19 protein-coding genes and 1 pseudogene are annotated in these 24967 nt (G+C 56.7%); 4 read left to right on the top strand and 16 right to left on the bottom strand.

Annotated elements, in window-relative coordinates; translation table 11 throughout:
* Positions 1-301: 301 nt before the first annotated feature.
* From ACYVIA_RS21710 to flgB, 3 genes and pseudogenes are all read right to left on the bottom strand, one after another.
* A pseudogene (locus ACYVIA_RS21710) lies at positions 302-715 on the bottom strand (ATP-binding protein); the annotation flags it as partial.
* A 35-nt stretch (positions 716-750) separates the two neighbouring features.
* Positions 751-1470, bottom strand: coding sequence for a DUF6444 domain-containing protein (locus ACYVIA_RS21705; RefSeq protein ID WP_460844318.1), 720 nt, complete (start codon positions 1468-1470; stop codon positions 751-753).
* A gap of 299 nt (positions 1471-1769) precedes the next feature.
* Complete coding sequence (gene flgB, locus ACYVIA_RS21700; protein WP_460844336.1) at positions 1770-2156, bottom strand: flagellar basal body rod protein FlgB; 387 nt, start codon at positions 2154-2156, stop codon at positions 1770-1772.
* A 173-nt stretch (positions 2157-2329) separates the two neighbouring features.
* Between flgB and ACYVIA_RS21695 the strand changes: the two genes are divergently transcribed.
* Positions 2330-3058: a phosphatase PAP2 family protein gene (locus ACYVIA_RS21695; RefSeq protein WP_460844316.1), complete on the top strand. Its 729-nt coding sequence runs from the start codon at positions 2330-2332 to the stop codon at positions 3056-3058.
* A 21-nt stretch (positions 3059-3079) separates the two neighbouring features.
* On the opposite strand, the gene ACYVIA_RS21690 is transcribed toward ACYVIA_RS21695, so the two are convergent.
* The 9 genes from ACYVIA_RS21690 to czcI form a co-directional block, all read right to left on the bottom strand.
* A complete protein-coding gene (locus ACYVIA_RS21690) occupies positions 3080-4723 on the bottom strand; it encodes a phosphoethanolamine transferase (protein ID WP_460844315.1) in 1644 nt (547 codons plus the stop codon).
* A gap of 127 nt (positions 4724-4850) precedes the next feature.
* Positions 4851-5042: a hypothetical protein gene (locus tag ACYVIA_RS21685; protein ID WP_460844313.1), complete on the bottom strand. Its 192-nt coding sequence runs from the start codon at positions 5040-5042 to the stop codon at positions 4851-4853.
* Between the two features lie 102 nt (positions 5043-5144).
* A complete protein-coding gene (locus ACYVIA_RS21680; RefSeq protein ID WP_460844312.1) occupies positions 5145-6086 on the bottom strand; it encodes a cation diffusion facilitator family transporter in 942 nt (313 codons plus the stop codon).
* Positions 6087-6223: 137 nt separating this feature from the next.
* On the bottom strand, positions 6224-6655 hold the full coding sequence (locus ACYVIA_RS21675; RefSeq protein ID WP_460844310.1) for a hypothetical protein: 432 nt from the start codon (positions 6653-6655) through the stop codon (positions 6224-6226).
* 73 nt (positions 6656-6728) lie between these two features.
* A complete protein-coding gene (locus tag ACYVIA_RS21670; RefSeq protein WP_460844308.1) occupies positions 6729-7145 on the bottom strand; it encodes a DUF2846 domain-containing protein in 417 nt (138 codons plus the stop codon).
* 494 nt (positions 7146-7639) lie between these two features.
* Positions 7640-10855, bottom strand: a complete 3216-nt coding sequence (locus ACYVIA_RS21665) for a CusA/CzcA family heavy metal efflux RND transporter (protein ID WP_460844307.1) — start codon at positions 10853-10855, stop codon at positions 7640-7642.
* 18 nt (positions 10856-10873) lie between these two features.
* Positions 10874-12454: an efflux RND transporter periplasmic adaptor subunit gene (locus ACYVIA_RS21660; protein WP_460844305.1), complete on the bottom strand. Its 1581-nt coding sequence runs from the start codon at positions 12452-12454 to the stop codon at positions 10874-10876.
* Positions 12451-13758, bottom strand: coding sequence for a TolC family protein (locus ACYVIA_RS21655; protein WP_460844304.1), 1308 nt, complete (start codon positions 13756-13758; stop codon positions 12451-12453). Before ACYVIA_RS21655 ends, ACYVIA_RS21660 begins: the two co-directional genes overlap by 4 nt.
* Before the next feature lie 84 nt (positions 13759-13842).
* Positions 13843-14202: a cation efflux protein, CzcI family gene (gene czcI / locus ACYVIA_RS21650; RefSeq protein ID WP_460844302.1), complete on the bottom strand. Its 360-nt coding sequence runs from the start codon at positions 14200-14202 to the stop codon at positions 13843-13845.
* A gap of 311 nt (positions 14203-14513) precedes the next feature.
* Here czcI and ACYVIA_RS21645 point away from each other — a divergent pair, with 311 nt between their 5' ends.
* Positions 14514-17072: a heavy metal translocating P-type ATPase gene (locus ACYVIA_RS21645; protein ID WP_460844301.1), complete on the top strand. Its 2559-nt coding sequence runs from the start codon at positions 14514-14516 to the stop codon at positions 17070-17072.
* A 215-nt stretch (positions 17073-17287) separates the two neighbouring features.
* Positions 17288-17602, top strand: a complete 315-nt coding sequence (locus tag ACYVIA_RS21640) for a TFIIB-type zinc ribbon-containing protein (protein ID WP_460844334.1) — start codon at positions 17288-17290, stop codon at positions 17600-17602.
* A gap of 555 nt (positions 17603-18157) precedes the next feature.
* On the opposite strand, the gene ACYVIA_RS21635 is transcribed toward ACYVIA_RS21640, so the two are convergent.
* Positions 18158-21100 carry a Tn3 family transposase gene (locus ACYVIA_RS21635; protein ID WP_460844300.1) on the bottom strand — a complete coding sequence of 981 codons (2943 nt, stop codon included), beginning with the start codon at positions 21098-21100 and terminating at the stop codon, positions 18158-18160.
* Between the two features lie 327 nt (positions 21101-21427).
* Between ACYVIA_RS21635 and ACYVIA_RS21630 the strand changes: the two genes are divergently transcribed.
* Positions 21428-22021, top strand: coding sequence for a DarT ssDNA thymidine ADP-ribosyltransferase family protein (locus ACYVIA_RS21630; protein WP_460844333.1), 594 nt, complete (start codon positions 21428-21430; stop codon positions 22019-22021).
* 260 nt (positions 22022-22281) lie between these two features.
* Here the strand turns inward: ACYVIA_RS21630 and ACYVIA_RS21625 are convergent, their stop codons facing one another.
* The 3 genes from ACYVIA_RS21625 to ACYVIA_RS21615 all read right to left on the bottom strand — a co-directional run bounded on the left by ACYVIA_RS21625 (position 22282) and on the right by ACYVIA_RS21615 (position 24352).
* Entirely contained in the window at positions 22282-23115 is an 834-nt protein-coding gene (locus tag ACYVIA_RS21625) for a hypothetical protein (protein WP_460844298.1), read from the bottom strand.
* Positions 23116-23480: 365 nt separating this feature from the next.
* A complete protein-coding gene (locus ACYVIA_RS21620; protein WP_460844297.1) occupies positions 23481-23822 on the bottom strand; it encodes a YnfA family protein in 342 nt (113 codons plus the stop codon).
* Positions 23823-23824: 2 nt separating this feature from the next.
* Positions 23825-24352, bottom strand: coding sequence for a MerR family transcriptional regulator (locus tag ACYVIA_RS21615; RefSeq protein WP_460844295.1), 528 nt, complete (start codon positions 24350-24352; stop codon positions 23825-23827).
* Between the last annotated feature and the right edge of the window lie 615 nt (positions 24353-24967).

Raw genomic sequence — 24967 nt, 5'->3', positions numbered from 1 at the left:
CAATTCTCCTTAATGGAAATAGTGAAGTGAGTGATTTGATGCGAGCATTTTCTTGCGCTCGACAGACCTATTGCAGGGGCCGTGCCAGCTCCGCATCACGGCTGCGCAAAATCCGCCAACCCACTGAATATGAAGGACATTTTATTTTCAACAATGGTCCAGCCGAGATCTGTCAGCCTCCGCTTGTCGTGCCAAATGACGCCTGCGACACAACACATGGCGTCCGGGTGTATGAAGATTTGCGACACTGGCAGGCGACCGTTCGTGCCGCCGCAATCCCCGAACCGCCGGCTTCGTGGAGGGCAGGACGGCTGCGCAGGTGTTCCGGAATCAGGGCGGCATGCTCGCGCAATCGGTACGAATTGCCCTCGATCGGCACCACGACGGCATGGTGTAATAGTCGGTCCAGCAAGGCTGTCGCCACGACCGGATCACCGAAGATCTCTCCCCATTCACTGGAGCCGCGGTTGCTGGTCATGATCATCGCGCAGCACTCGTAGCAGGCATTGACCAGCTGGAAGAAAAGGTTGCCATCATTGGAACCCAGCGGCAGGTAGCCGATCTCGTCCAAGATCAGCAGGCTGTAGCGCGACAGGAACTTCACGCGTTCGCGCAGCTTGCCCTCGTGCTCAGCCTTACGCATCGAGTCCACCAGTTCGACCAGCGTGGCGAAAAACACGCACTTGCCGGCCCGGACCGCTTCCACACCCAGCGCCGTCCTGGCCGCTTGCGCGCTGCGCGTGGCGGCGATCAGGAACACGGCCACGCATTGGGTCGCCACCAGCCACATCCAGTGCCGTGCGCATGGCCGATCTCGGCTTCACTTTCGCTGATGGCACCGACCGACAGGTCAATGCCGAACAGATCGGCCAGCACGCCCTGCGTCTGCCGCTTGGACAGGTGATAGACGCCGCCAAGTACGCCAATGAGCGCCAGCAAGCGCGGGCCGGTCACGCGATGGGACACGCCGGGAGGCAAGGCGGCGTCGACCATGCAGCCACACGCGCGGCAGGCGCCGCCGAACAACCGGTATTCGGTCACCACGGGCGCCATCGTCGGCAGGTCGATCACCTGATGCCGTGCGATGAGACCGGTGATCTTCACGGCGGCGCCGCAGGCCGGGCAGGGACCGGGCTGGCAGTCGTGCGCTTGCGTGACTTGGTCAGGCGGCAGCAAGGTTCTGGCTTTGCCGGCATGGCCAGGCTGGGCGCCACGCTTCTTGCCAGTCGGCGACCTCTTCGCCTTGGGGCGATGCGGATCGGCCGAGGGCGGCGTGGAGGAATTGCGCGAGTTGGTGGCAAGCCGTTCTTCCAGTTTGGCGATTCGCTGGTTCAACGATTCGATCTGCCGTGTCTGTTCCCTGATCGTGTGCGCCTGCGCTTGCGCCAGTGACCACAGCGCATCGATGAGTGTTTGCGCCTCTTCAAGAGTGCGCACGCGTGGAGCCGGTTGCGACAGGTCGATATCCATGTGCGTGTGAGTCGTCGCACCGCTTCCAGGTTGCGCACGACTCGCTCACAATCGTTATTCATTGCCGCCGGTCAGCACTTCGCTACGTCGGCCTTGACTCCCGCAATTTCCCGGCGGGGTGAACGGTTACTGCGATTGCACAACGCCGTGGGTGCCAGCGATAGCGCGGGTGCATGCATATCGGTACGCCATCGATGGCTATCCGATTAAAATCCGGGTTTTTGGTTAGCGGATCAATCACTGAATGGGGAGTTAGTCATGGTCCGTTCAGCGTATTCTCAAACCCCTCGTCCCTAAGGCTAAGGTGTGAGGTTTTTAAATAGTTCGCTGATTTCCTTATCACCCACGGCCTTCTGCATCGCAAATTCGTAGCGAATGGCGGCGTCGGCGAATACTGTCCGTTCCACGTCCATGTCGACAGTGTTGCCATCTACTCCTGGCTGTGCAGGAACTCGATAGAGCAGTGTCGGCGAGATTGAATCGGGCGATTCCTTTCTAACAGGGGAGCCTGAGGGCTTTGCTTCTGCCGGTGCCGCAAGGGATTGCGCCAACGCAGCGTTGAAATCGATGTCGCGCGCTTTATAGTTTGGCGTATCAGCATTGGCGATGTTCGACGCCACCACTTCCAGTCGTTTGCCATATAGCCGAACCGCGCTTTCCCAGAAGCGATCGTCTTTCAAATCAATCCGATGCGCAAATTGTCGGTTGTTTGTGACTCCATCCACAGTGGTATCCTCACGTAGTGACCTCATGCATCTGTGCACCGCCATTGTTCAATGGTAGGGCACTTTTTGTCGGAATCATCTTACGATAAAGGCACAAAACCTCTGCCAGTTCGGATTACTGATTTGGCTCGGATTTGTACATTGAACAAATGCGCCTCACGGATAACTTTCACTTAAAAAATCTCCTTGTACTCCCGCTGACAGGTGGGTTGCTGATTTGGCTATCACACACTGGCATTATCGATTTCAGGTTGACACAGCTGTTTTTTGACGCCTCCACGAGCCAATTTCCTTTCAGGGAATCACTGCTGCTCACGCGGCTCGGCCACGACGGGCTCAAGTGGCTGGTTGTCGGCTTTTGGCTCACCAGCCTCAGCGCCGCCCTGCTCAGTGTGCGCATGGATTACTTGCGCACGCTGAGGGCTCCGCTGTTCTGGTTGATCCTGATGTTGCCCATCTCATCGCTCAGCGTTGCTGCGCTAAAAGCGGCAAGTTCCCACTCATGCCCATGGGACTTGGCCCTGTACGGCGGCGGCGCGCAGTGGTTCAGCTTGCTTGGGCCTCAAAGCGCGAACCCTGGTCCGGGTCATTGCTGGCCGGGCGGACATGCTGCAGGCGGCTTTGCACTCATTTCCGGCTATTTCGCGTTCAGGGACCATCATCCGGGATGGTCACGGTGCCTGCTCGTCGCTGGACTCCTACTCGGATCGGTCATGTCGCTCGTGCAAGTGATACGCGGCGCTCACTTTCTGTCGCATAACCTTTGGAGCCTGTGGATCGTATGGGCAGTATGCAGCATCGCCTATTTCTTACGTCAGAAGGCCCCCGAACTGCTCGGCAGGACACAGAACGCGGCAGACTAACGCCAGCACGGGTCGATTGCTCTAACCTTCCTTGTAGTGGCGACAGCCATGGAAAAGATCGCGGTCTTGCCGATAAGACGCCGTGGCAACATCAAGCAGACCTGTGACGGAATGAAACAAATTGTCGTGCGAGTATGCATTTCTGGCTTTGCTTCGTACGCACGAAACATCAAGTCCCATTGTGCTTGCAAAACCGCTGGAAAACCAGGCCAGCATCGGGATTTCATATTGGACAGCAGGCGCAATAGCGCGCGGAGCCCCATGCAAATACAGGCCGAACTCCCCGAGCGATTCACCATGGTCGGAAACGTACAGAAGAGCGCTGTCGACCTTGTCGCTGTTTTTCTTGAGAATGTCGATCACCTTGGCCAGCACATAATCCGTGTATAGGATCGTATTATCGTATGCGTTATGAATTTCCTCCGGGGGGCAGCGTGCCAAGTCTACCGATTGGCACGCTGGCTTGAATTTCTCGAATTGTGGGGGATAACGGCGGGAGTAAGCTGGTCCGTGGCTGCCTTTCTGATGGAGGACGATGACTTGCGGCTTGCCGTTCGTGTCCATCCGTTCCTGCAGGCCATGCGTCAAGACTTCGTCAAAACACTCGCCGCTATCGCAAAGTCCTTGCACATTCGCGTCGGACAGATCTTCGCTCGCCACGCGCGCGCAAATTCCCTTGCACCCTGAATTGTTATCCCTCCAGAGTACATTGATATCCGCTCTTGCCAGCACGTCCAGGAGATTACCCCTTTGCATTGCTGCTTTCTGCTCGAACCTTTCTCTCCCAAGATCGGAGAACATGCACGGCAGTGACACCGCAGTCGCGGTGCCACAGGAAGTGACGTTGGAAAAGTTAATGATGTCTTCGCGTTGCAAAAGCGGATTCGTTTCCCGTTCATGCCCGTTCAGCGAAAAGTCCGCCGCGCGGGCAGTTTCACCCACCACGAGAACCAGCACGACCGGTTTCTCCCGTCCAGCCCATGCCTCCTTCTTATACGAATGGGGAATGTCAATCGTTACGTCATTCTGGTTAGATTTGCCCTTGAAATAGCTGAAGCTTGACTGGATTGCATTGGTCGGGGTCAACATGAAACGGAGTTCCCGATGGTTGCGGAACAATGAAGCGTACTCTGCTCCAAATGAAAACATGAACCCGGCCATTGCAACGCCGCTCGCACACAAGATGGCGAGCTTGATTGCCACCTCACGACGCCATGGTCGGAAGTGTAGCGGAATGCGCGCCACCACCGCGGCGGGCACAATCCCTAGTAACACCACGGTCAGCACCAAACGCATGCTGATCAGATCCCGCGCCTCTCGCCAATCGGTTTCGAACACGTTCTGGATCATGGAGCGGTCGATCAGCACACCATAGCGTTGCATGAACCCGGCCACGACGGACGCCAGCAACAGGATCAAAATCACCGCAGGTTTCGTGGTGAAGCGGAACGACAGCAAACTCAAGAGAACGGTGAAGCCTAAAACGACCAATGCGAACACGGACCCATGGAATGCGAGGCGACCAAGAATGTCGCCCCCACTTGCGTCAACGATTTTCGACCAGAATGGAAGGTTGTAGACGACTGCAAGCCATGTGGCTATCAATAGCGTAAAGCTTGGCAAGCCCATAGAGAAGGCTCGCAGATGCAACGCGCGGACTTTCATACACTTATACTAATTGGAACAAAACTACATTAAAAATTATGGGATTCCCCACGATGCGCGCCCAGGATTCTTTTTGCGGTGCGCCGATCTGGAATGCATTGAAAATTCATGAATAAACCGCGCCGCGTCATTTCTTTTTCCGGGACCTATGCTTTTTTCGGGGAGTTGCGAGGGGCCTGTTGTCCATTTTCGATTTGTCTTTCTTCTCTCCACGACTTAACCAGAACAGCAATCCCAGGATGATCAGCGCCATCAGAAGGCCGCCGCCCAACAGGGTGTTCATCAACTCCATCGGCACCCAGCGATTGTGCACATACATGACTTTTCCGAATACTCAAACATTGTCCGGCCATCGGCCGGCATCCGCAGCCGGCGTGCGTTCATTTACGACCCCGGGTACGCGACCCATCAGGTGTTCAATTCAATCTGAACGTGGAACCTTCTTCTCGTGCGCGACAGGGCTAAACGCATGAGGACCGCTATCTTGCTCGCATGGTGTTTGTTCGAGCTGCACCGTGGAGTGGTGAATGTCGAATCGTTCTGCCAACATGTCGCGAATCGTAGCGAGTAACCCAGGCCAGTCTGCCTTGGCATCCGTACAAACGACATGCACAGTCAGGCTGGCTTTACCGCTCGATATGGACCACACATGAAGTTCGTGGATGCTGGTCACACCAGGTTGCGCAAGAATCGCCGCTTCCACTTCCGCAAGGCCGAGTCCTTCCGGTACACCTTCGAGCAGCACATTCATGCTTTCTTTCAGCAGCGCCCAAGTCCGGGGCAGCACCCACAACCCGATCGCAACCGCGATTGCCGAATCCACCCAGCCCCATTCCGTCCAGCGAATGACGAGCGCGCCACCGATGACACCCACCGACCCGAGCATGTCGCTCCATACCTCGAGGTACGCTCCCTTGACGTTCAGGCTTTCGTCTTTTCCCACGCTGAGCAGCCGCATGCTGACCAGATTGATGACGAGCCCCAAAGAGGCGATGATCAGCATGGCGCCGGACTGAATCTCGGGCGGACTCTTCAGGCGCTGGTACGCCTCATACAGGATATAGATCGCCACCAGGAATAGCAAAATGGCGTTGAATGCAGCGGCAAGAATCTCGAACCGGTAGTAGCCGAATGTTCGCCGGCTATCGGCCGGTCTTTTGCCGATACGAATCGCGACCAGTGCAATGGCCAGTGCAGCCGCATCAGTGAACATGTGCGCGGCGTCCGAAATGAGGGCAAGACTGTTCGCCAATATGCCGCCGACAACCTCCGCAATCAGAAATGCCGTCGTCAAACATAGCGCAATCCAAAGCGGCTTTTCGTTCTGCCCGGCTGATACGCCATGTGAATGTTCTGCGGCCATTATCCTGCTCCTCTTACAGTTCGCTCATCATGCCCTCGTCGATACCGCTGATTACATAAGCAGGGAGCAACTGCACGTATTTGCTCCTTGCTCCGTATTGCATCAAGTTGTTTTTCGGGAGGGCAGGCCAAGACCGTCTACTTCAGGGTGAATCGTACGTTCTGCGCCGGCTTGCCCTTCAACGCCACTCTGGCGACGGCCTTCGTGCCAGGAGCCGTCTGGAACGCGCCGGTAGCTTCAAGCTTGTTTTCACCTGTTGGATTCAGCGCCACATCCGTCTTCCCGGATGCGGAAAGCAGGGTAATCGATGCAGATGCACCTTTAGTGTCCACGGCGGTGCCATGGTCCGAAACGTAAAGCACGATTCTGTCGGGCTTGGCAACCAGTTCATAACTGATATCGTTGGCTACGCCCAGCACACCGCCATACATCGGCTTGGCCTCGTCGACATGCTGGCTTCCCTGCTTACCCTTATGGTCATGGCCCTTGTGATCGTCAGCTGCCTGAACCAGGGATGTGGCAATGAATGCGGTCCAACCCAGCAGTACAATCATTTTTTTCAATTTCATCGTTTCCTCCTTTTCCATTCATATAAACTCTGTCGCCGACTTCCGCGAGCTTATTCGGTCGACAGTACCCTAATTAATCCTCTCGCTGCGTGTATGCAATCGCCCGCTTTGACGCCAGTATTCGTGGTTGCGCATCGCCCTCTTGAACGACCTTCAGCCGTGCAGATATCGTATTGAAGAGCAGGTCAAATTGGTGCTGGACGTAGTAGATATTGTTTTCGTTGACATCAATATCGAGCGTCGCAGTGTCATCGTATGTTTTTACCTTGAGCCGATGTTTTCCAGGCAACACATCCAGTACGACATACGTCAATGGCGCAAGCTCCGCCACGCATTTCCCATCCAGGAAAACATCCGTCCTCCTTCTTGGCTCCTGCGTGTAGGGCCGAACAAGATAGACCCGCGCCTTGCCATCGGACGGAACAATGAACTGCTTGGCTTCCCTATCGGCGCTTGGGTCCGCAAGCGGCACGGTAATACACTCGCTCATGCGTCCGAGACGCCGACAGGGCACAAAGCCTTCTTGCACCGGCGGAGCGGCGCATGCGCTTACCATTAGCCCAACCATGGCGCCTAGAAAGAGCCGCATACCCACACTCCGTCGCAATGAAGGCAAGACCGCGAGGCACCGATGTCTCCGTTTGTAATGCCCACGTAACAGAGGCAATTCGGCATAGCGAGCGTCGCGCCTATCAGCTGGCATTTGGATCGGTCTGTTCTCTTGACGCATATTCAAGATTTTCATTCTGAGCATGCGTCAATACCTTTCGACACGGAGCGATTTAATTATTGGCCGCCTCTGTACGTCATATCGTACGGGTCGGGCCGCACGTTGGTTCCGCTCTTGCTCACTTGGCTGCCTGACAGTGCAGAACAACCGGCTACAACGACGGCTAAGAGTGCAATCATAAGATATTTCATTTCTTACTCCTTCAATCAAATAAAGAAACGCCGCCAGTCGCAGGGTCTGCGGCGTCAGACATATCAGACCGTCTTTTTCTTTTTCCAGAAAAGCACCTGCGGGTCTTTGCTCTCGGCGACCGAATCGTCGTCTTCTCCGACGACATCTTCCGGATCACGGCGATGCGCCATCTGGTACAGCAGCGGCAATACCAGCAGCGTCAGAACAGTTGAAGAGAGGATGCCGCCGATGACCACCGTCGCCAGCGGGCGCTGGACCTCCGCCCCGGTACCGGTGGCAATTGCCATCGGAACAAAGCCAAGGGAAGCGACCAGTGCGGTCATCAACACTGGCCGCAAACGCGTCAATGCCCCTTCCTGCACGGCCGCGTCGAGCGAACGGCCTTCGTCGCGCAGGCCTCGGATGAAAGCGATCATCACCAGGCCGTTCAGCACAGCGACACCTGACAGCGCAATAAATCCTACCGCAGCCGAGATGGATAGTGGAATACCTCGCATCCATAGCGCAACCACACCGCCTGTCAAAGCGAATGGAATGCCGGTAAACACCAGCAAGCCATCCTTGACGTTATTGAACATCGCGAACAACAGTACGAACACCAGCAGCAATGACACCGGCACGACTATCTTCAGGCGGTTTGTTGCCGATTGCAGGTTTTCAAACTGACCGCCCCATTCCGTCCAATAGCCGGACGGCACCTTCACCTGTTGCGCGATACTTTGCTCCGCCTCCGCGACGAAGGAACCGAGGTCACGGCCGCGGACATTGGCACTGACAACGATGCGGCGTTTGCCATTTTCCCGGCTGACCTGGTTGGGGCCAGGCGCAATTTCCAGACCGGCCACTTCGCCCAATGGAATGTAGTTGGTACCGGCGCCATTGCTTTGCGTCGCCGGCAAAGGAATCGGTAAGCGCTTGAGCGCTTCAAGATCGCCACGCTGGTTGTCCGGCAAGCGCACCACGATGTCAAAACGCCGGTCTCCCTGGAACAGCGTGCCTGCTTCGCGTCCGCCGGTGGCGGTCGCCAATGCCTCCTGCACATCGTTGACATTCAGGCCGTACCGCGCCGTCTTCTCGCGGTCAATATTGATTGTCAACATGGGCAGGCCGGTTGTCTGCTCCGTCTTGACTTCCGCGGCGCCCGGTACCTTTTCAAGAACAGCCTGGATCTTCGCCGCCGTATCGTTCAGGACATCGTTGTCATCGCCGAATACTTTGACCGCCACGTCACTGCGCACGCCGGAAATCAACTCATTGAAGCGCAACTGAATCGGCTGGCTGAACTCATAGTTATTTCCTGGAAGTTTGCCAACCTCTTCCTGAACCGCTGCCAGCAATTCATCGCGCGTTCTTCTCGGTTCCGGCCACTGATCCTGCGGCTTGAGCATGATGTAGCCATCAGAAATATTGGGCGGCATGGGGTCCGATGCCACTTCTGCGGTGCCGCTACGCGCAAAAATGCGATCGATCTCGGGAAACTTGGCTTTTAACGTCCGCTCGATCTGCTGTTGCATCGCCACCGACTGCGTCAGACTTGTGCCGGGAATGCGCAAGGCCTGTATCGCAAAATCGCCCTCATTCAGGCTTGGCACAAACTCGCTGCCGAGGCGGGCGCCAATGACAATGGAAAGGACGACCATGACGCCGGCAAACGTGAGCACAACCGGCTTATTGACCATTGCGCGAGACAGTAGCGGTTCATATGCACGCTTTGCAGCACGCATCAGTGCGTTTTCCTTTTCCGCCACTTTCTTGCCAATGAAAAGCGCTACCGCAGCCGGAATAAAGGTAATCGACAATATCATCGCGCCAATTAGCGCAATGACGACGGTGAACGCCATCGGATGGAACATCTTGCCTTCCACACCGGTCAGCGCGAAGATGGGCAAGTAGACGATCATGATGATCAACTGTCCGAACAACAGCGGTCTGCGCGCTTCTCTTGATGCGGCAAAAACTTCATGAAATCGCTCTGCACGCGTCAGTGGCCGCCCATGGTGTTCCTGCGCATGCGCGAGACGGCGTACGCAGTTTTCGACGATCACCACTGCGCCATCAATGATGATCCCGAAGTCCAGCGCACCGAGGCTGAGCAGGTTGGCGCTCACCTTGTTGCTTACCATGCCGGTAAACGTAAACAGCATGGCCAGCGGAATGACCATCGCGGTAATGAGCGCCGCGCGAATATTTCCGAGGAAGAGGAACAGGATCGCAATCACCAGCACCGCACCTTCGATCAGGTTTTTCTTGACCGTGTTGATTGCCTTGTCGACCAGGACCGTGCGGTCATAGACGGTAACCGCCTCGACCCCTTCAGGAAGAGTACGATTAATCTCCGCCATCTTCTTATCCACGGCTTGCGACACCGTGCGGCTGTTCTCGCCGATTAGCATGAAGACCGTGCCAAGCACCACTTCGCGTCCATTTTCCGTGGCCGCACCCGTACGGAGCTCGCGCCCTATCTCTACGTCGGCAACATCGCGGATGCGAATGGGGACACCCTGCACATTGCTGAGAACGACATTTCGGATATCTTCCAGCGACCCAACCTGGCCTGGTGCGCGAATCAGGTATTGTTCGCCGCGCCTTTCGATGTAACCGGCGCCAACATTGGCATTGTTTTTCTCCAGGGCGCTTACGACGCTTTGCAGCGACAAGCCGTACGACGCGAGCTTTTGCGGCGACGGGGCGACCAGGAATTCCTTCGCAAACCCACCGATGGAGTTGATCTCGGTAACGCCAGGGACATTGCGCAATTGCGGCTTGATGATCCAGTCCTGAATTTCACGCAAATCCGTGGGCGTGTACGGCGCCCCGTCCGCCTTCTTTGCGCCCTCTTTGGCTTCCACCGTCCAAAGGTAGATTTCGCCAAGGCCGGTTGAAATCGGGCCCATGGTGGGCGCTAGCCCAGCAGGTAACCTGTCTCTGGCTTGCTGAATCCGTTCATTGACGAGTTGACGTGCAAAGTAGATATCCGTGCCATCCTTGAAGATGACTGTAATCTGCGATAGCCCATAACGTGACAACGAGCGGGTCTGCTCCAGATGAGGCAGACCGGACATGACCGTCTCGAGCGGAAAAGTTACACGCTGCTCCGTTTCCAAGGGCGAGTATCCGGGCGCGGCGGTGTTGATCTGCACCTGGACGTTGGTAATGTCCGGCACTGCATCGATAGGAAGTTTCTGGTAGCTGTAGATGCCATAGCCGGCCATCCCCATTACAGCCAGAAGGACAAGCCAGCGATGCTCAATGGCAAAACGAATGATGCGTTCAAACATAATGATTTCTTCTCCGCATCAGTGGGTATGTTCAGCGCTGCCCTTGCCCAGCTCCGCCTTGATGACGAAACTGCCGGCGGCAGCGTACGGGGCGCCGGGCTTGAGGCCCTTGACAATCTCAACCTGCTTGCCGTCGGAACGGCCCAGCGTAACCGGCTGCGCAACAAAGCCATCGGCGACGCGCATGAAAACCATCGGCTTCTCATTGATGGATTGAACCGCATCGGCTGCCACCGCAACGGGCACCTGAGCCTCTTCCGCAGTCAATTCCACATTGACGTACAGTCCTGGGCGCCACGCCATATTGGGATTTTGCAGCACCACGCGAGCCTTGGCCGAACGCGTCTGCTCGCCGATCAGTGAACCGACATAGGACACCTTTCCGGCCGCTTTTGACTCGGCTGACGTGGCCTTCACCAGCGCATTGGCGCCGACACGAACCTTGTCAATGTCTTTGGCCGGCACCACAATCTCGGCCCACACGGTGGACAGGTCCGATAGCGTGAAGATGCTGGCATCTTCCTTGACCGTTTCGCCCAGGGTAATGTGCTTTTCGACGACCATGCCGTCAAACGGCGCACGGACTTCAAAGCGATTCAATGCACCATTCGCAGAAGTCCCTGCGCCCAACGCAATCAACTTTTGCTGCGCGTTTTGTACCGCGATTTCGGCTTCACGGAACTGCTGTTGCGCTTGCAAGTAGTCTTGCTGGGCCGATATTTTCTCTTCCCACAGTTTCCTTTCACGCGCATAGGCATCGCGCGCAAAATCGAGCCGCTTTTGCGCAGCAAGCAATTCACTGCGTTGCTCGGATAAGGCGGTGCTAGTGATAACAGCCAACACCGCGCCTTTTTTAACTGGCTGACCAAGATTGACCGGGACCGATTCGACGATACCCGTCACGCGCGGTACCACATGTGCGGTCCGGTCTTCGTTAAAACGAATTTCGCCGGGCAATTGCAGACCACTCTTGATCTTTGCTGCGCCGGCGGTCTGCATGGTGATGCCGCCCGCCTTGACTTGCTGGTCACTCATTTCCACCTTTCCTTCTTCCCTGGAGAACGTGAACAGGAACGACTCCTTGGCACTTTGGGCTGCAATCGTCGCGTCAAACACATGCGGCTCTTCAATAGGCGACGTACTCTTCAATGCGTCCTTGTCGGCGGTGAAAGCGATGTCTTCCTTCGTGCCATCTGGTCGGTCCAGAGTCAAGGTCACTTTTGCGGCCGTGGGCGGCAACGGCTTCCCTTGATTGCTCAGATACACCTGAAAACGTGCTTCCCCCTGTTCTTCAGCAAGCAGGATCTCCAGCCCGAAATCGCCTTCGGTATAGAGTTGACCGCCATGGGGGCCTTTTGCCGCTGTTGTCTCGTGATGTTCCGTATCGCCATGGCTTTTTGCCTCGTCATGCTTGTCGCCGGCCTTGCCGCCGTGATGCTCGGTATCCGCATGCCCCTTCGCGTGTGCATGCTCACCTTCTGCATGCGCAGAGGCCGTCCGGCCTTCCGGCTGGCTATTTCCTTTGAATAGCACGTAGCTGCCAAATAGCCCGCCGGCCACCAGAATGGCGAGGATGGCGAGAAGTTGTTTCCTGTTCATTGTTTCTCCTGCTGCATGGAATTTGTGCGTGTGTCCAAAAATGGTGTGCCCACAATCCGATCGATCTCTGCTGTCGAACGCTGGGTTTCCGCAAGTGCGCGCAAATATTGAGATTTGGCCTGAAAAAAAGTACGCTGGGCATCCAACACTTCCAGAAAGCTGAACTTGCCCAGCTCGAAGCCTTTGGTCGTTGCCTCATAAGCGCTTTGCGCGCCCGGCAAGACTTCGTTCTGCAACAGGGTGACTTCGTTGCGTGCCGCACTCAGGCGGCCATAGGCTTGCGCCAGTTCGCTGTGCAAGCCGACTTCTGTTGCGCTAAGTTCGTCTCGCGCCTTTTCGGTGCGGCGCAAGGCCTCCAGGAGGTTGCCCTGGTTACGATCAAATAGAGGTAGAGGTATCGATACCCCTACGATCGCCTGGTTGCGCCCGAGTTGCTCGTCGCGCTTGGCGCCGAAGCTGACGACGAGGTCTGGAATGCGACGGCTGCGTTCTACCTGCGTTAATGCTTGACGCCGCTCAACTTCCATTCGCGCGCGTAACATGGTGGGCGAACGCTCAAGGCGCTGCGTCAGCTCTGTCAATGCAGGCAAGCGTGGAAGCGCTTCAATATGGTCGTCGGCCCGGTCAAAGCGCGGGGTAGTACTGCCCCAGGTTGCAGCAAGGCGGCGACGTGCAGTTTCGAGTTCAGTGACCGCCTGTGCAAGCTCGACCCTTACGCCCGATTCCGCGACGCGTGCGCGTGTTTCCTCAACGGGTGAAACCTTTCCCGCTTGTACACGCTTGGAGGCAATAAGGGTTGCCCGTTGCGCCAGCTCGACAGTGGCCTGCGCCAGACGAACGCGCTCCTGAGCAGTCTCAACGTCATAGAAAGCGGCGACCACGGCGGCACGCACCTCGGCCTGCTTGCCCGCCAATTCAATCTCGGCCGCATCACGGCCGCGCTCCGCCGCGGAGATTCTTGCGGCACGCTTGCCGCCCAACTCAATCGGTTGATTGAACTGCAACGTGGTGGTTCGCGTTTCGCGCCGCGTATCTTCGACCGATGCCGCCAGTTCGGGATTGCGAATCACGCCTGCTTGGCGCACGACGCCTTCCATCGCCTGCACCTCGCGAGCGGCAACCGCAATGTCCGGATTGGCACGCAGAGCCAGCTCCAGCGCGGTAGCCAAGGTGAGGGCGCCTGTCGGCTCAACCACCTGCGAACTGGCGGCCCCTGGCGTTACGGCGCCTGAAAAGGGAGTTTGCGCGTAAGAAAAGGGTATAACCAATGCCGCCAAAGCAAGCGGCAACAAAAGCTTTTGCATCGAATCTCCTTAGAAAAATAAAGGGATCCGGCAAAACGCGCTAATGAAATTGGGCGAAAAAAAGAAAAGTAGCGACGTGCCGGATCAAGAAACGGCACGCTGCCACTGAGGGCGTTCAGGAGGAGACGGATGAAGTGATGCCCTTGATGGCTTCAGCTCTGCCTCGGCATCGACAGAAGTCAATGCGAGCGACTGTGACGATTCCGGCGTTGGCGCAAAACCAATACCTGCTAGCTGACAGACCGCGCAGTCACTGTCGCCACCGAACTGAAGCTTGGCTGGCGAAGACTTGCTCTCCTCACTCGAGGCAGCATGTTGATGAGCATGGTGACCAAAATGGGAGACGGCTGGATTACTTTCATGCCTGCAATAGGCAGCCGCCGCTCCCCAGCTAAGCTGGAACGGGACAACCATTAACAGGAAAATTAGTAATAGACGCCGCATGATGCAGGACAAACCCAAATAAACCACTCGGATTTAACCACAATTCTGGCCGGCTCACAACCAGAAACCAATAATAAGTGCACCGACAATGACGCATGAGCAATTGGCGGCGCATATCCCATGACGGCCGGCGGCACCCAGAAGTACGGCGGTGCTCACTACTACTGACGGCTGAACAATGTTGTAAGCTTGAAGGTCTCGTCCGCGACGCCTTGCTGCCCATATTGTCAACGTTTATATAGATGACGAATTGGGTATCAGCAATGCAGAAGGCCCGCCACCAAACGACAATGACAAAGCAAAGGTAAGAAATGTCTGACCAAGCCAAACTCCAGATCGAGTTGCCGGTGATTCTTCCCGACATTCCAGATGCGCGTGATCAATGTGTCAAGACACTCGTTACCATGCTAAATGGACAGGACGGTGTCACCGAAGCACATATTGTGAATGGGAATGCGGCAACCCAGCCGCAACTATGTATTCATTACGATCGCAACCAACTTTCTCTTGCGCGTGTGCGAGAGCTGACGCTTGCGGCCGGCGCCGAAATCACGCGTCGCATTGGCCATATTTCTGAGCGACTCCCCAATCCGCTGCATGCACGCGCTGCCCGCACTCTGGCAGCGCGGTTGTCGAATACGCCCGGGATACTGGAAGCCGATGTTTCCCCATCAGGTTCGCTAAGATTGGAATTCGACCGGCATATGGTGAATTTCGCAGCGTTGACCGCACAGCTTCAGCAGGATGGCATCGACATCAGCATCGCGGCACTTCAAGGACATGGTGACCCGCTTATCTCACAACCCGAGGTGGAGCATGGGTGTCCGACACACACGGTAGGACATGGCGAAGAGCACGTTCGCGATGAACATCCTCACGTTCATGAGGCAAAGGAACATTCCCACGCACATGGCGGCCTGTTCGGCGAACGTACTGAACTAGTGTTTTCGCTGACTACCGGTGCGCTTCTTGCAACCGGCTGGCTCATTGAGCAGTTCGAGGTCGCGCCGGCGTGGGGACCCATCGCTTTCTATCTCCTGGCCTATGTCTTTGGCGGCTGGTTCACCTTGCGAGAGGCCATCGAGAACTTACAGGCAAGGCGCTTCGAGATCGACAGCTTGATGCTGGTCGCCGCGATTGGCGCGGCGGCGTTGGGCAAGTGGGCGGAAGGTGCCCTGTTGCTATTCTTGTTTAGTCTCGGGCATGCACTGGAACACTGGGCGATGGGCCGTGCGCGTCGCGCCATAGAAGCACTTGCAGAACTTGCTCCGGAAACGGCATTGGTCAAACGCGGCGACCAGACTGAAGAAGTACCGGTCGATCGTTTGGCGCGAGGAGATGTGATTGTTGTACGCCCGAATGAGCGACTCGCCGCCGACGGCATCGTGATCGCGGGCACAAGCAGCGTCAACCAGGCACCGATTACCGGTGAAAGCGTTCCTGTCGATAAACGTGCTGCTGGCGATCCAAACGCAGACCTTGATCGCTTTGAACATGTTCGCCCGGAACACCGGGTGTTTGCCGGCACCATCAATGGTGCAGGCGTTCTGGAAGTCATCGTGGCTCGCGCAGCGGCGCAGTCAACTTTGGCACGGGTAATGCAAATGGTCACCGACGCGGAGACTCAACGGTCTCCCGCCCAGCACTTCACCGAGCGATTTGAAAAGGTGTTTGTACCGTGCGTGTTCGTGTTGGCCGGATTACTGCTTCTGGCGTGGGTGGTGATCGACGAACCGTTTTCGGCAAGCTTTTACCGGGCAATGGCGGTGCTTGTCGCGGCGAGTCCGTGTGCCTTGGCCATCTCCGTGCCCAGTGCGGTATTAAGCGGTGTCGCACGGGCCGCGCGCTCCGGGGTTTTAATCAAGGGGGGCGCCGCACTGGAAAATTTAGGCACGTTGACTGCGATCGCGTTTGACAAGACCGGCACACTGACAGAAGGCAAGCCGCGCCTGACTGACGTCATCACGGCAGAGGAGTCGACCGAACCTGAACTTTTGGGCGTGGCGCTTGCGGTCGAGCAGCACAGCGACCATCCGCTGGCTGCAGCAATCGTTGACGGAGCACGTCAGCGCCTAGGAGCAGAGAACCCGGTAAGTCCGGCCAATGCCATTGAAAGTATCACTGGGCGTGGCATCAAGGCGCTTCTGGACGGCGTCGAGGTCTACATTGGCAAACCGATTCTGTTTGACGAAATTGCCGGACCGCCTGCTCCACGCAATGTAGCGGAAGCCAACGCGCAACTCGTGGCTTCCGGGCGGACCACAATGATCGTGCGCTGGGGTGAGCGCTACCTGGGCGTCCTCGGCGTCATGGATACTCCCAGACCACAGGCCAGCAATGTGATGCATCGCCTGCGCGCCGTGGGTATCACGCGGCTTATTATGATCTCCGGTGACAATCAGCGCGTGGCTGAAGCGGTCGCCAAGAGTGTTGGGCTGACCGAAGCGAGAGGCGACCTGCTGCCTGAACATAAAGTGGATACGATTCAGGCGCTTCGCAAGGACGCAGGCAAAGTCGCCATGGTCGGCGATGGCGTCAACGACGCGCCGGCCATGGCGAATGCTACCGTCGGCATTGCCATGGGCGCTGCCGGCTCCGATGTCGCCCTCGAAACAGCGGACGTTGCGCTCATGGCTGACGACCTTACCAAGCTGCCCTTTGCCGTCGCGCTTAGCCGCCGCGCCAGCAGCATCATCAAACAAAACTTATGGGTGAGTCTGGGCGTCGTCGCCATGCTGGTTCCGGCGACGATCTTCGGCTTGAACATCGGGACGGCCGTACTTTTTCATGAAGGGTCGACGTTGCTCGTGGTCGTCAATGCACTGCGATTACTCGCCTTCACCGATACCGGCGGTGCGGCAGAGTCGTGACTCACCTGTTCGGTCAAGCAAATAATCCGTGCCGAATAATCCTGAATCACGGACATTCCTTGGGCAAAGCGTGCTAGAAACCCGCACTGCGAAAACGTATCGGGCTACAGCCATGCTGCGGCCTTGGCTAAAGGACTACAATGAACAGTCTCGATGTCGATAAGACATCGATGAAAATTTGGTTATTCTATGAACACACGTGAATGGATAGCATTATGCAATGCCCCGTATGCAAGGAAACACAACTCGTTATGACCGAGCGGCAAAACATCGAAATCGATTATTGCCCCCAATGCCGGGGCGTATGGCTGGACCGCGGCGAACTCGACAAAATCATCGAGCGCAGTCAGCGCGAGGAGGCCAGTTATGTCCAAGCAGCACCTGTCAACCCAACACAGCCTGTGTCACCACAGCAACCGTATGGCGGACATGGTGAAAACTACTTTGGGCACAGTGGGGGGCACCATGACGATCATCATGGCAGCAGGTCCAAGGGCCATGGAGGGTTTCTGAAGCGGCTATTCGATTGAGCGCATTTTTTCCGTTTCCTCCAGGACCAGACAGTCGCTGGACTGGGATATTCCGTGCGACCGAATTGCATCTTTTAGTAAAAAGGCCCGACGACGATGTTCATCATAGTTTTTAAAATATTGATCGTTTTATTCTTGGTAGCCCTATATGTCTTTATCAATTTCTTCGCAGCGAAGAAATTGGTTGATCTTTTTTCCAAATAAATGGGGGCGCTGCACTGTTCTCCCTCTGGGGGCACGATGAACCATCTTTGACGTCTGCTTTCCCATAGCGCTTTGCCTTCACTTCTCGTCTTACTCGGCGCAACCCCCAAGCGCTTGCGCGTTAAAACACATCGGTCTCATGAAAACATGAAAAAGGGGGGCGTGTTTCTTCGTCAATACGAGGGCGGCTTGGTGCGTGTACTGGACAAGCTTGGGCGGGCAACGCCGCGAGTGCAAGTATTCGGTGAGTACTTACAGGGAGCGACACGTCGCTCGCAGCTCAAGCCGAAGCGGGTATCCGCCGCATGAGTGGACGGTCAAGTGAGCAGTGCCACCCCGCACAAATGCCCATCACATTGCCCCTGTCCTGGTTGTCTCCAGATGGATGGACGCGCTGCTGGGCAAGATGCGCAGTGCATAGTCCGCCAGCGGAAACTCGAAGGTTCCGCGCAGGTTGATTCCTTCCAGGTTCGTCGGCGCGATGCGGCGCAGGTCTTTCGGTGACAGTTTCTCGCCGCCGACCGCCTCGATCCGTTCGACCGTGCGCTGCATGTGCTGCGTGTTCCACGCCATCAGCGCATTCGTCAGCAGCGACAGGCTCGACGATACGGCTGCCAGCGATTCCGGCCGCTTGGCCAGCTCGGTCGGGATCTTGCCGGTGTGCACGGCGCGCTGCACCGCATGGACCGCCTCGCCGCGGTTCAAGGCGTGCCGTAGCTCGCGTCGGAAGGCCGGGTTGGTGAAATAGTCGATCAGGAAAATTGAGCGCAGCAGGCGCCCAAGCTGCACGCCGCCGTCATAGACATCCTGGCCGCGCGCGGCCGAGCCGAAGCGCTGTAAAGCCTGCACCGCAGTGCAGCGGCCGCTCTGGATCGACGCGACCACGCGCACGAATTCGTCGTAGATCGCCTCGATCGCGTCCAGGTTCACGTCGCCGGCGACGACGGGGAGCACTTCGCCCGGCACCAGGTGGCCGACCGGCACATGCAGGTAGCGGTCGCGCATGTGCTGCAGGACCGGGCACAGGTCGAATTTCAGGCCCTTGGCCACAGCGATGCCAAAATCGGTATAGCCGTGGGTGTCGACCGCGAGTTGGGCGACGTCGTCGGTGCCGGTCTGCCGCACCACACCCTCGATGGCGGCACCGACCTGGCGCTCCTTGAGCAGGATTGGCATGTCGTAGAAGATGCCCCAGCGGTCGCGCACATGCGTGTAGATGCCGATCGAGGCGGTGCGCCGGCGCGGATCGGCGCGCGCCTGCCAGACGGTACGCGTCGTCTCCAGGCTCATCATGTCGCTTGATGCCAAGTCGCCGCGTCCCCAATGCGCCGCGATCGGGTGGCGGTGCATGAAGGCGAGCACGGCGTTGGCCGCCTCGCGCAGCTTGCGCTCGTCGGCCACCAGTTTCATCATCTGGCGGATCGCCGCCGGCTTCAATTCGGGAATCATGCGCGCAATATCGGCGGCCGACAGCGAGGTGCCGTGCGCGAAGACGGCGGCGTACACAAGCAGCAACTCGCTGCGCGAGCGCGGTTCGCGCCCCAGCAGCATCCAGGAAAACCGCACTTCGCTGTCGATGTCGAGGATGATTTTCGGGAGCTGGCCAACCGGTCGGTCCTCGAAGATCGCGCGCCGCAAGGCGTCCAGATGCGGCTCCTTGTCTTCGGCCACCAGCGCCTCGTTGTGGACGCCGTTGTCCTCGATCCGGACCTCGCCGCGCAGATACGCGTCGCGCAGGCGTTCAAGGCCCTGGTCGAGGTGGTCGACGATCCTGGCGAGGAACACCTTCGGATCCTGTGGCAATTCGAGATGGCCGTAGTAGTGGTTGCGCTTGGTCTTCCATTCGTCCTCTGGAATGAGCAGCGTCGCGCGGCTCCTGAAGGAAAAGCTGTGGTCAACGTAGACCGAGCCGTTGCGCAGTGCCATCCGCAGCGCGGAGATCGTCGCCCACTCGAATGCGCGCAACGCCTCGACGCGGTTTTTCCCGCGGATGGCGTCGCGCCACACGCGGCCGAGCTTGATGTCGGCATCCGCCGGCAGCTCGTTGCCGCCGTTCGGGCCGTACATGCCGCGCAGCACGTTGATGGCGTCGATGACGGGATGCTGCGTCTCAGACTCGAACGGCAGCTTGACCAGCTTGTGCAGCATGGCGCGCGCCTGGGCGCTCTTGGTCATCAGTTGCAGGCGGATCAGGCTGCGCCGGCTCGGCGCATGCTGCTTGAGCGTCTGGTCGGCCAGATCGGCGATCTTGACCAGCGTATCGTCGGCGGGCTGGGTCTTGTCCAGTGCCAGCGCCTTGACCGCCTCGGCGAAGCCGCACAGCTGATTCTTGAGGTCGGGGCGGCCGGCGTCGACCTGCCGACCAGCCTCGTTGGTGACGTCGATCGCCCAGCGCCGGAACATCGCCAGCAACTGGTCCGTCGCCGAGCACAGCGCATAGCGCATGAAGCAGGCGGATTCCAGCCGGCGCGACTGCGATTGGATGCGCTTGCTGACCGACGGCGGCCGGTTCGCGCAACGGCGCGCGTAATGGCGCACCAGCGTCTCGTTCACGTCCGCCGGCCAAGCCGCGGCCACCTTCAGCACGTAGAGCCGGTCGATCTTGTCGAACAGCTCGGCCATCTGGACGGTCGAATGCTTCAGCGGCACCGCCCACAGCCATTGCTGCAGACTGCCGTGCTCGCCCTCCGGCGCTGCGAGCTGCCGGCTCCACTCGGCGATCGTGGCGTCGCCGACCGATTGCAGCAGCGTCTTCTCCAAGAATGCTTCATGGCTGCGGATCGCCTCGGTGATCACGCGCTTGAGCAGGCGGTCGTGCGCGATAAGGATGCGGTGCTCGTACAGCCAGCACTTGACTTGGACCAGGAGCGTCGACGTGTCCGGCCGCCCGACCAGCGTTTCCTTCAGCCAGCGCACGAGATAGCGGCGCTGGTGCTCGGTCATGGCGGCAAAGCCGAGCGCCCGGTAGGCCAGTTGCTGGTGGTCGATCAGCGTGCGCGGCCGGGTGTCGTACAGCGAACGGAGCGTGCCAATTTCCGGCGGCGCAATGCCCAGTTGCTCGCCGAGGTGCGTCCACAGCGCCTTCGGGATCTGCCGGTACGCATCGAGCGTGCGGCCTGTCATGCGCACGAAACCGAGATGCAGGGCGAGCGCCAGGCGGTACAAGTCGCGGCGCCTTTCATCGATCAGGGCGCGCTCTTTGGCGGAGAAAGTGAAGAACGTGTTGAGTTCGAACTCGTTGAGTTCAGGCGGGATGTGACGTAGGCCGAGGTAAGGGGCGTGCCAGTGGTCCATTGTTATTCTTGCTGGAAAGAACAATGCGCGCCATCATACCCGGCCAAAACGACAAACAGCAAGTAATTGATTTAAAAGGAAATGATGCGGCACACACCGCTGGAACCCGCATGAATGCGAGGGGTGGCTACTGTCGCATAGTGCGCGGGAATCAAAGGAACCCCTCTATGCATTAATCGATGAATGATTCGAGATATCTGCCCTTCGTGAACGGAAGATCGAATATCAATTGCCGCTTCGCCGTCTAGCTAGAAAGGTCCGCAAAGCCCAAAAGTATGCCAATAGCTGGCAAGTTTTGCGGTCAGTGGGATAAAGGGAGTGAAAAAGATGAATTATCGGGAGAAAATCCGAACTTCCGCTGAGGCGCGCGGAATATCTCAACTGTTCCATTTCACACGACTGTGTAACCTTCCTGGCATTGTCCAAGCGGGCCTTATGTCCCGGGCGAATCTAGTCAATGCGCAAGTCAACGCCATTCCAAGCACCCTGCACCGCTTAGATGATCATTACGGCGCAGTGTCTGTCTCGATAGGGCGCGTGAATGAAGCCGTGTTCGAATCTAAACGCAAGAAGAGCGGCTACCGGGACTGGATCATTCTGGGTCTTTCACCTGAGATTCTTTGGACTCATGACTGCCTATTTTGCTGGGCCAACGCAGCAAGCAATGAAATTACGAAACACCGTGGCAGGCGTGACGGCCCATGGGCCTTTGAGCGGATGTTTGCGGACGACGGGCGAAGGCGCGGGCTACCTCCCTTCTGCCCAACAGACCCGCACGCCGAAGTGCAGGTATTTGAAACCATAGCTGCGCATTACATCTTGGGCGTTGGCGTGAACCGGCAGGAGTTGGTGATACCAGTGCAGGACACGCTCGATCAGTTGACGGGTGAGCCGCGGCCGGTGTTGTTCGGGGAGTTTTGATTTCTCCGGTGACCATGGCAACTGCGGCACGGCTTCATAAACGGGACATGTTGCGCGGCCAGCGCCTGTGCCAGCCGGGATCATCGCAAGCTTCTGCTGATGGCAAAATCAGAGTGCTTGAACCCGAAGACTAACCTGGCGACTGGCTACAAATTCCTATATCAGGTCAATGGCGTTTGGATACAAAAAAGGCACCCGAAGGTGCCTTATATGAAAGGGGGTATGCTCAGCGAACGTCGTAAAAATGCGCTTATGCGATTCTATGTACCGGCTGCTTCGGTGCTACTGCCGCGTTTCTTTGATCCGAACCTTACATAGTTAATGCTAATCCTGATTAGATAAACGATAAGCGAAATAATAAGAAACAGGACAACGTACAATAGCCACGCTGTAATCTGATTGGCCCAATAACTGAATTCCAATTCATCTAACTCTTTATAATATGCATTTTTAAGCTCTTGTAGCATGACTTCTGTGTCAGCGCTTGCCTTAAAAGTAATAGCACCATTCCATCCCTTTCCTACGCAGTGAGCTGTATAAACCCTAGGCTCTTTGTTATCCATTTCCAATCGGTTGCAGGCCAAGAACACGAATGGTAACCACGCATCAATATGGGACTTTGCATCTTCTATAATGCCGAGTGAGATCTCTGCATTACGCCCGATCATCTGATTCATGTAATCAGCTTTATCCTCGTAACCTAAATGAGGCTTGGCATCGATAATCTCGTCTGCTAATGCTAATCTAACTCTAGCCATAACATCGAATTTCACTGGCTTCTCATTGGGAGGGAAGATCACCTCAAACCATGCCGGCGAAGTCTTTTTAATCGATTCATAAAATGTTGTATGGTCTTTAAATGAACCACCACGGCAATACTCAGGTCTTTCTGAATATTTTTCGCATAACAGCCAGTTGTATTTCTCGAAGCGTAAGAAGGTATTTGAACTGATAAAACCAGCAAAAAGCAAAGGCACCACTAGTACTAAACATAATCTTTTGTATTGGCTCTTGTTCATTTCGCTATTTGGTAATTCGCCATTCTGGTAAGCATTTCTTGAAGCAACACTGCGCGCTTTATTTACGTTCAACATTTAGCCTCAGAAGCCTGGCCACTGTGAACGTGTTCGATAAAGGCGAACACCGTGCTACCCTGCTTCGCTCAATATGGATCGCAGATGGCGTAAGCGGGGCGAAAGCGCTTAGTGTTCAGTGCTTGCAGTTACGATCATTGTCGAGAACACGTTACAGCAGTGTAAAGGGAAGATTTGCTTATGACAACAAACGGCGCAGACCTCCGATATGGCGACCGTCTCCTTTTGGCCGCACTGAGTCCGAGTCATGCGTCGCGGCATTGACGGCTAACGGATGCCTTCTAGACGCTCATTTGGAAGGGGCGACATGGAAGAGACGACCCATTGCGGACTTTCGAGGCTCTGCAAAGCTGCCATTTCAAACGTCAAACAGACCTTTGTCCCATGGCGATGACGCTAGCACCACAGAGGGCAAGCGCAACGCCAGTGACGTCAGTCCAAGTAGGGGAAACGCCGTCGACTATCCAAAGCCACCCAAGCGCTGTCGCAATGTAAATGGCACCGTATGTGGCATAAACCCGTCCGCTGGCTGCAGGATGCAATGTCAGCAGCCAGACAAAGATCACCAGGCTGAGCGCTGCAGGGAGCAGCAACCACATGCCTCCCTTACCCGTTAACCAGAGTAGCGGCAGATAACACCCAACCAGCTCAGCAACCGCTGTAGCAAAGAACAATCCAAAGGTTCGCGCAACTCCCGCCCATTCCATGCCTATGTCCGCCTGATCTGTTTAAAAGCGGTGGATTCTACCGTTACAACCTTCTTTTTTTCATGTGGCGGCGTGATGCAGCATCCTCCTTGATCCGAGGCCGATATGTCAGGTTCCACAGCAGACAAGTCCACGATGATGGTGCAGTCCCGTGTCGCCCCCTGACAGCAGGCCTCGTCACAACTTTCGACGAATGACGCCAGACCTGCCTCAAGCTGCCGCATTTCCTCGAGCTTTGCGCGCACGGTATCGAGGTGCACTTGAGCGAGATCCCTGACTTCAATACAGGAACGGTCCCCGTCTTCGAACAGCTTGACCAGTTCCCGTACCTGCTCGATTGGGAAGCCAAAGTCCCGACAGCGCTTGATGAAGGTTAGCCGCTTTAGATCGGCATCCCGGTAGTAACGTCGTCCATTCGCGGAACGCTGCGCTTGAGGTAGCAGGCCTATTTCCTCGTAGTAACGGATGGTGGGCACACTGGTACTGGTATGCGTAGCCAGAGCACCGATGGTCAGGCGGGGGTGCGACATTGTGCGGTCCTTAAAAAGTCCTTGCTCCTAAAGTTACTTGAGGTTTTATCTTTAATGCAAGCACAACATCTGTGCGCCTTCAAAAAGGAGAAATCATGAACGAAACACAAATGAAGGGTGGGGCAACGGCTGCAAAGGTAGGAACAGCGGGCGCAGCAGGTGTTGCATTGGCAGCCTGTGCCGCATGCTGCGCCCCTTTGGTTGCGCCATTGCTGGCATGGCTTGGACTGTCCAGCCTTGGAATGGCAGCGACTGGCTGGTATGTGGAGATCGCAGTGGGGTCCGCCTTGTTGCTTGGCGGGTTTCTGCTGATTCGCCGTCACAAAGCAATGAATCGCGCGCAAGCATGTCAGGTTGACGGCAGTTGTGGATGTAGCAGCAGTTCTAGGACGTGACCTTGCATCCAAGAGAACTTCGATCATTACCCAAACCGCGCACTTAGTTTCACGCTAATCATGCGCTTTACGTGGAACAGATGCAGAGTAATTTCTTAGAGCCTGTTTGAAAACTAGATTTCCTCGAATAGACGCTTGAGCAGCAGGCTACCCATGGCGACGTAAATCATTTCGGTGGAGACGTCGATGCGGCGCTCATGGTCACGTACCAGGCGACGCC

This window comes from Noviherbaspirillum agri, assembly GCF_054780595.1.
The sequence above is the reverse complement of the archived record's forward strand: the minus strand, read 5'-3'. Positions and strand labels throughout refer to the sequence as shown.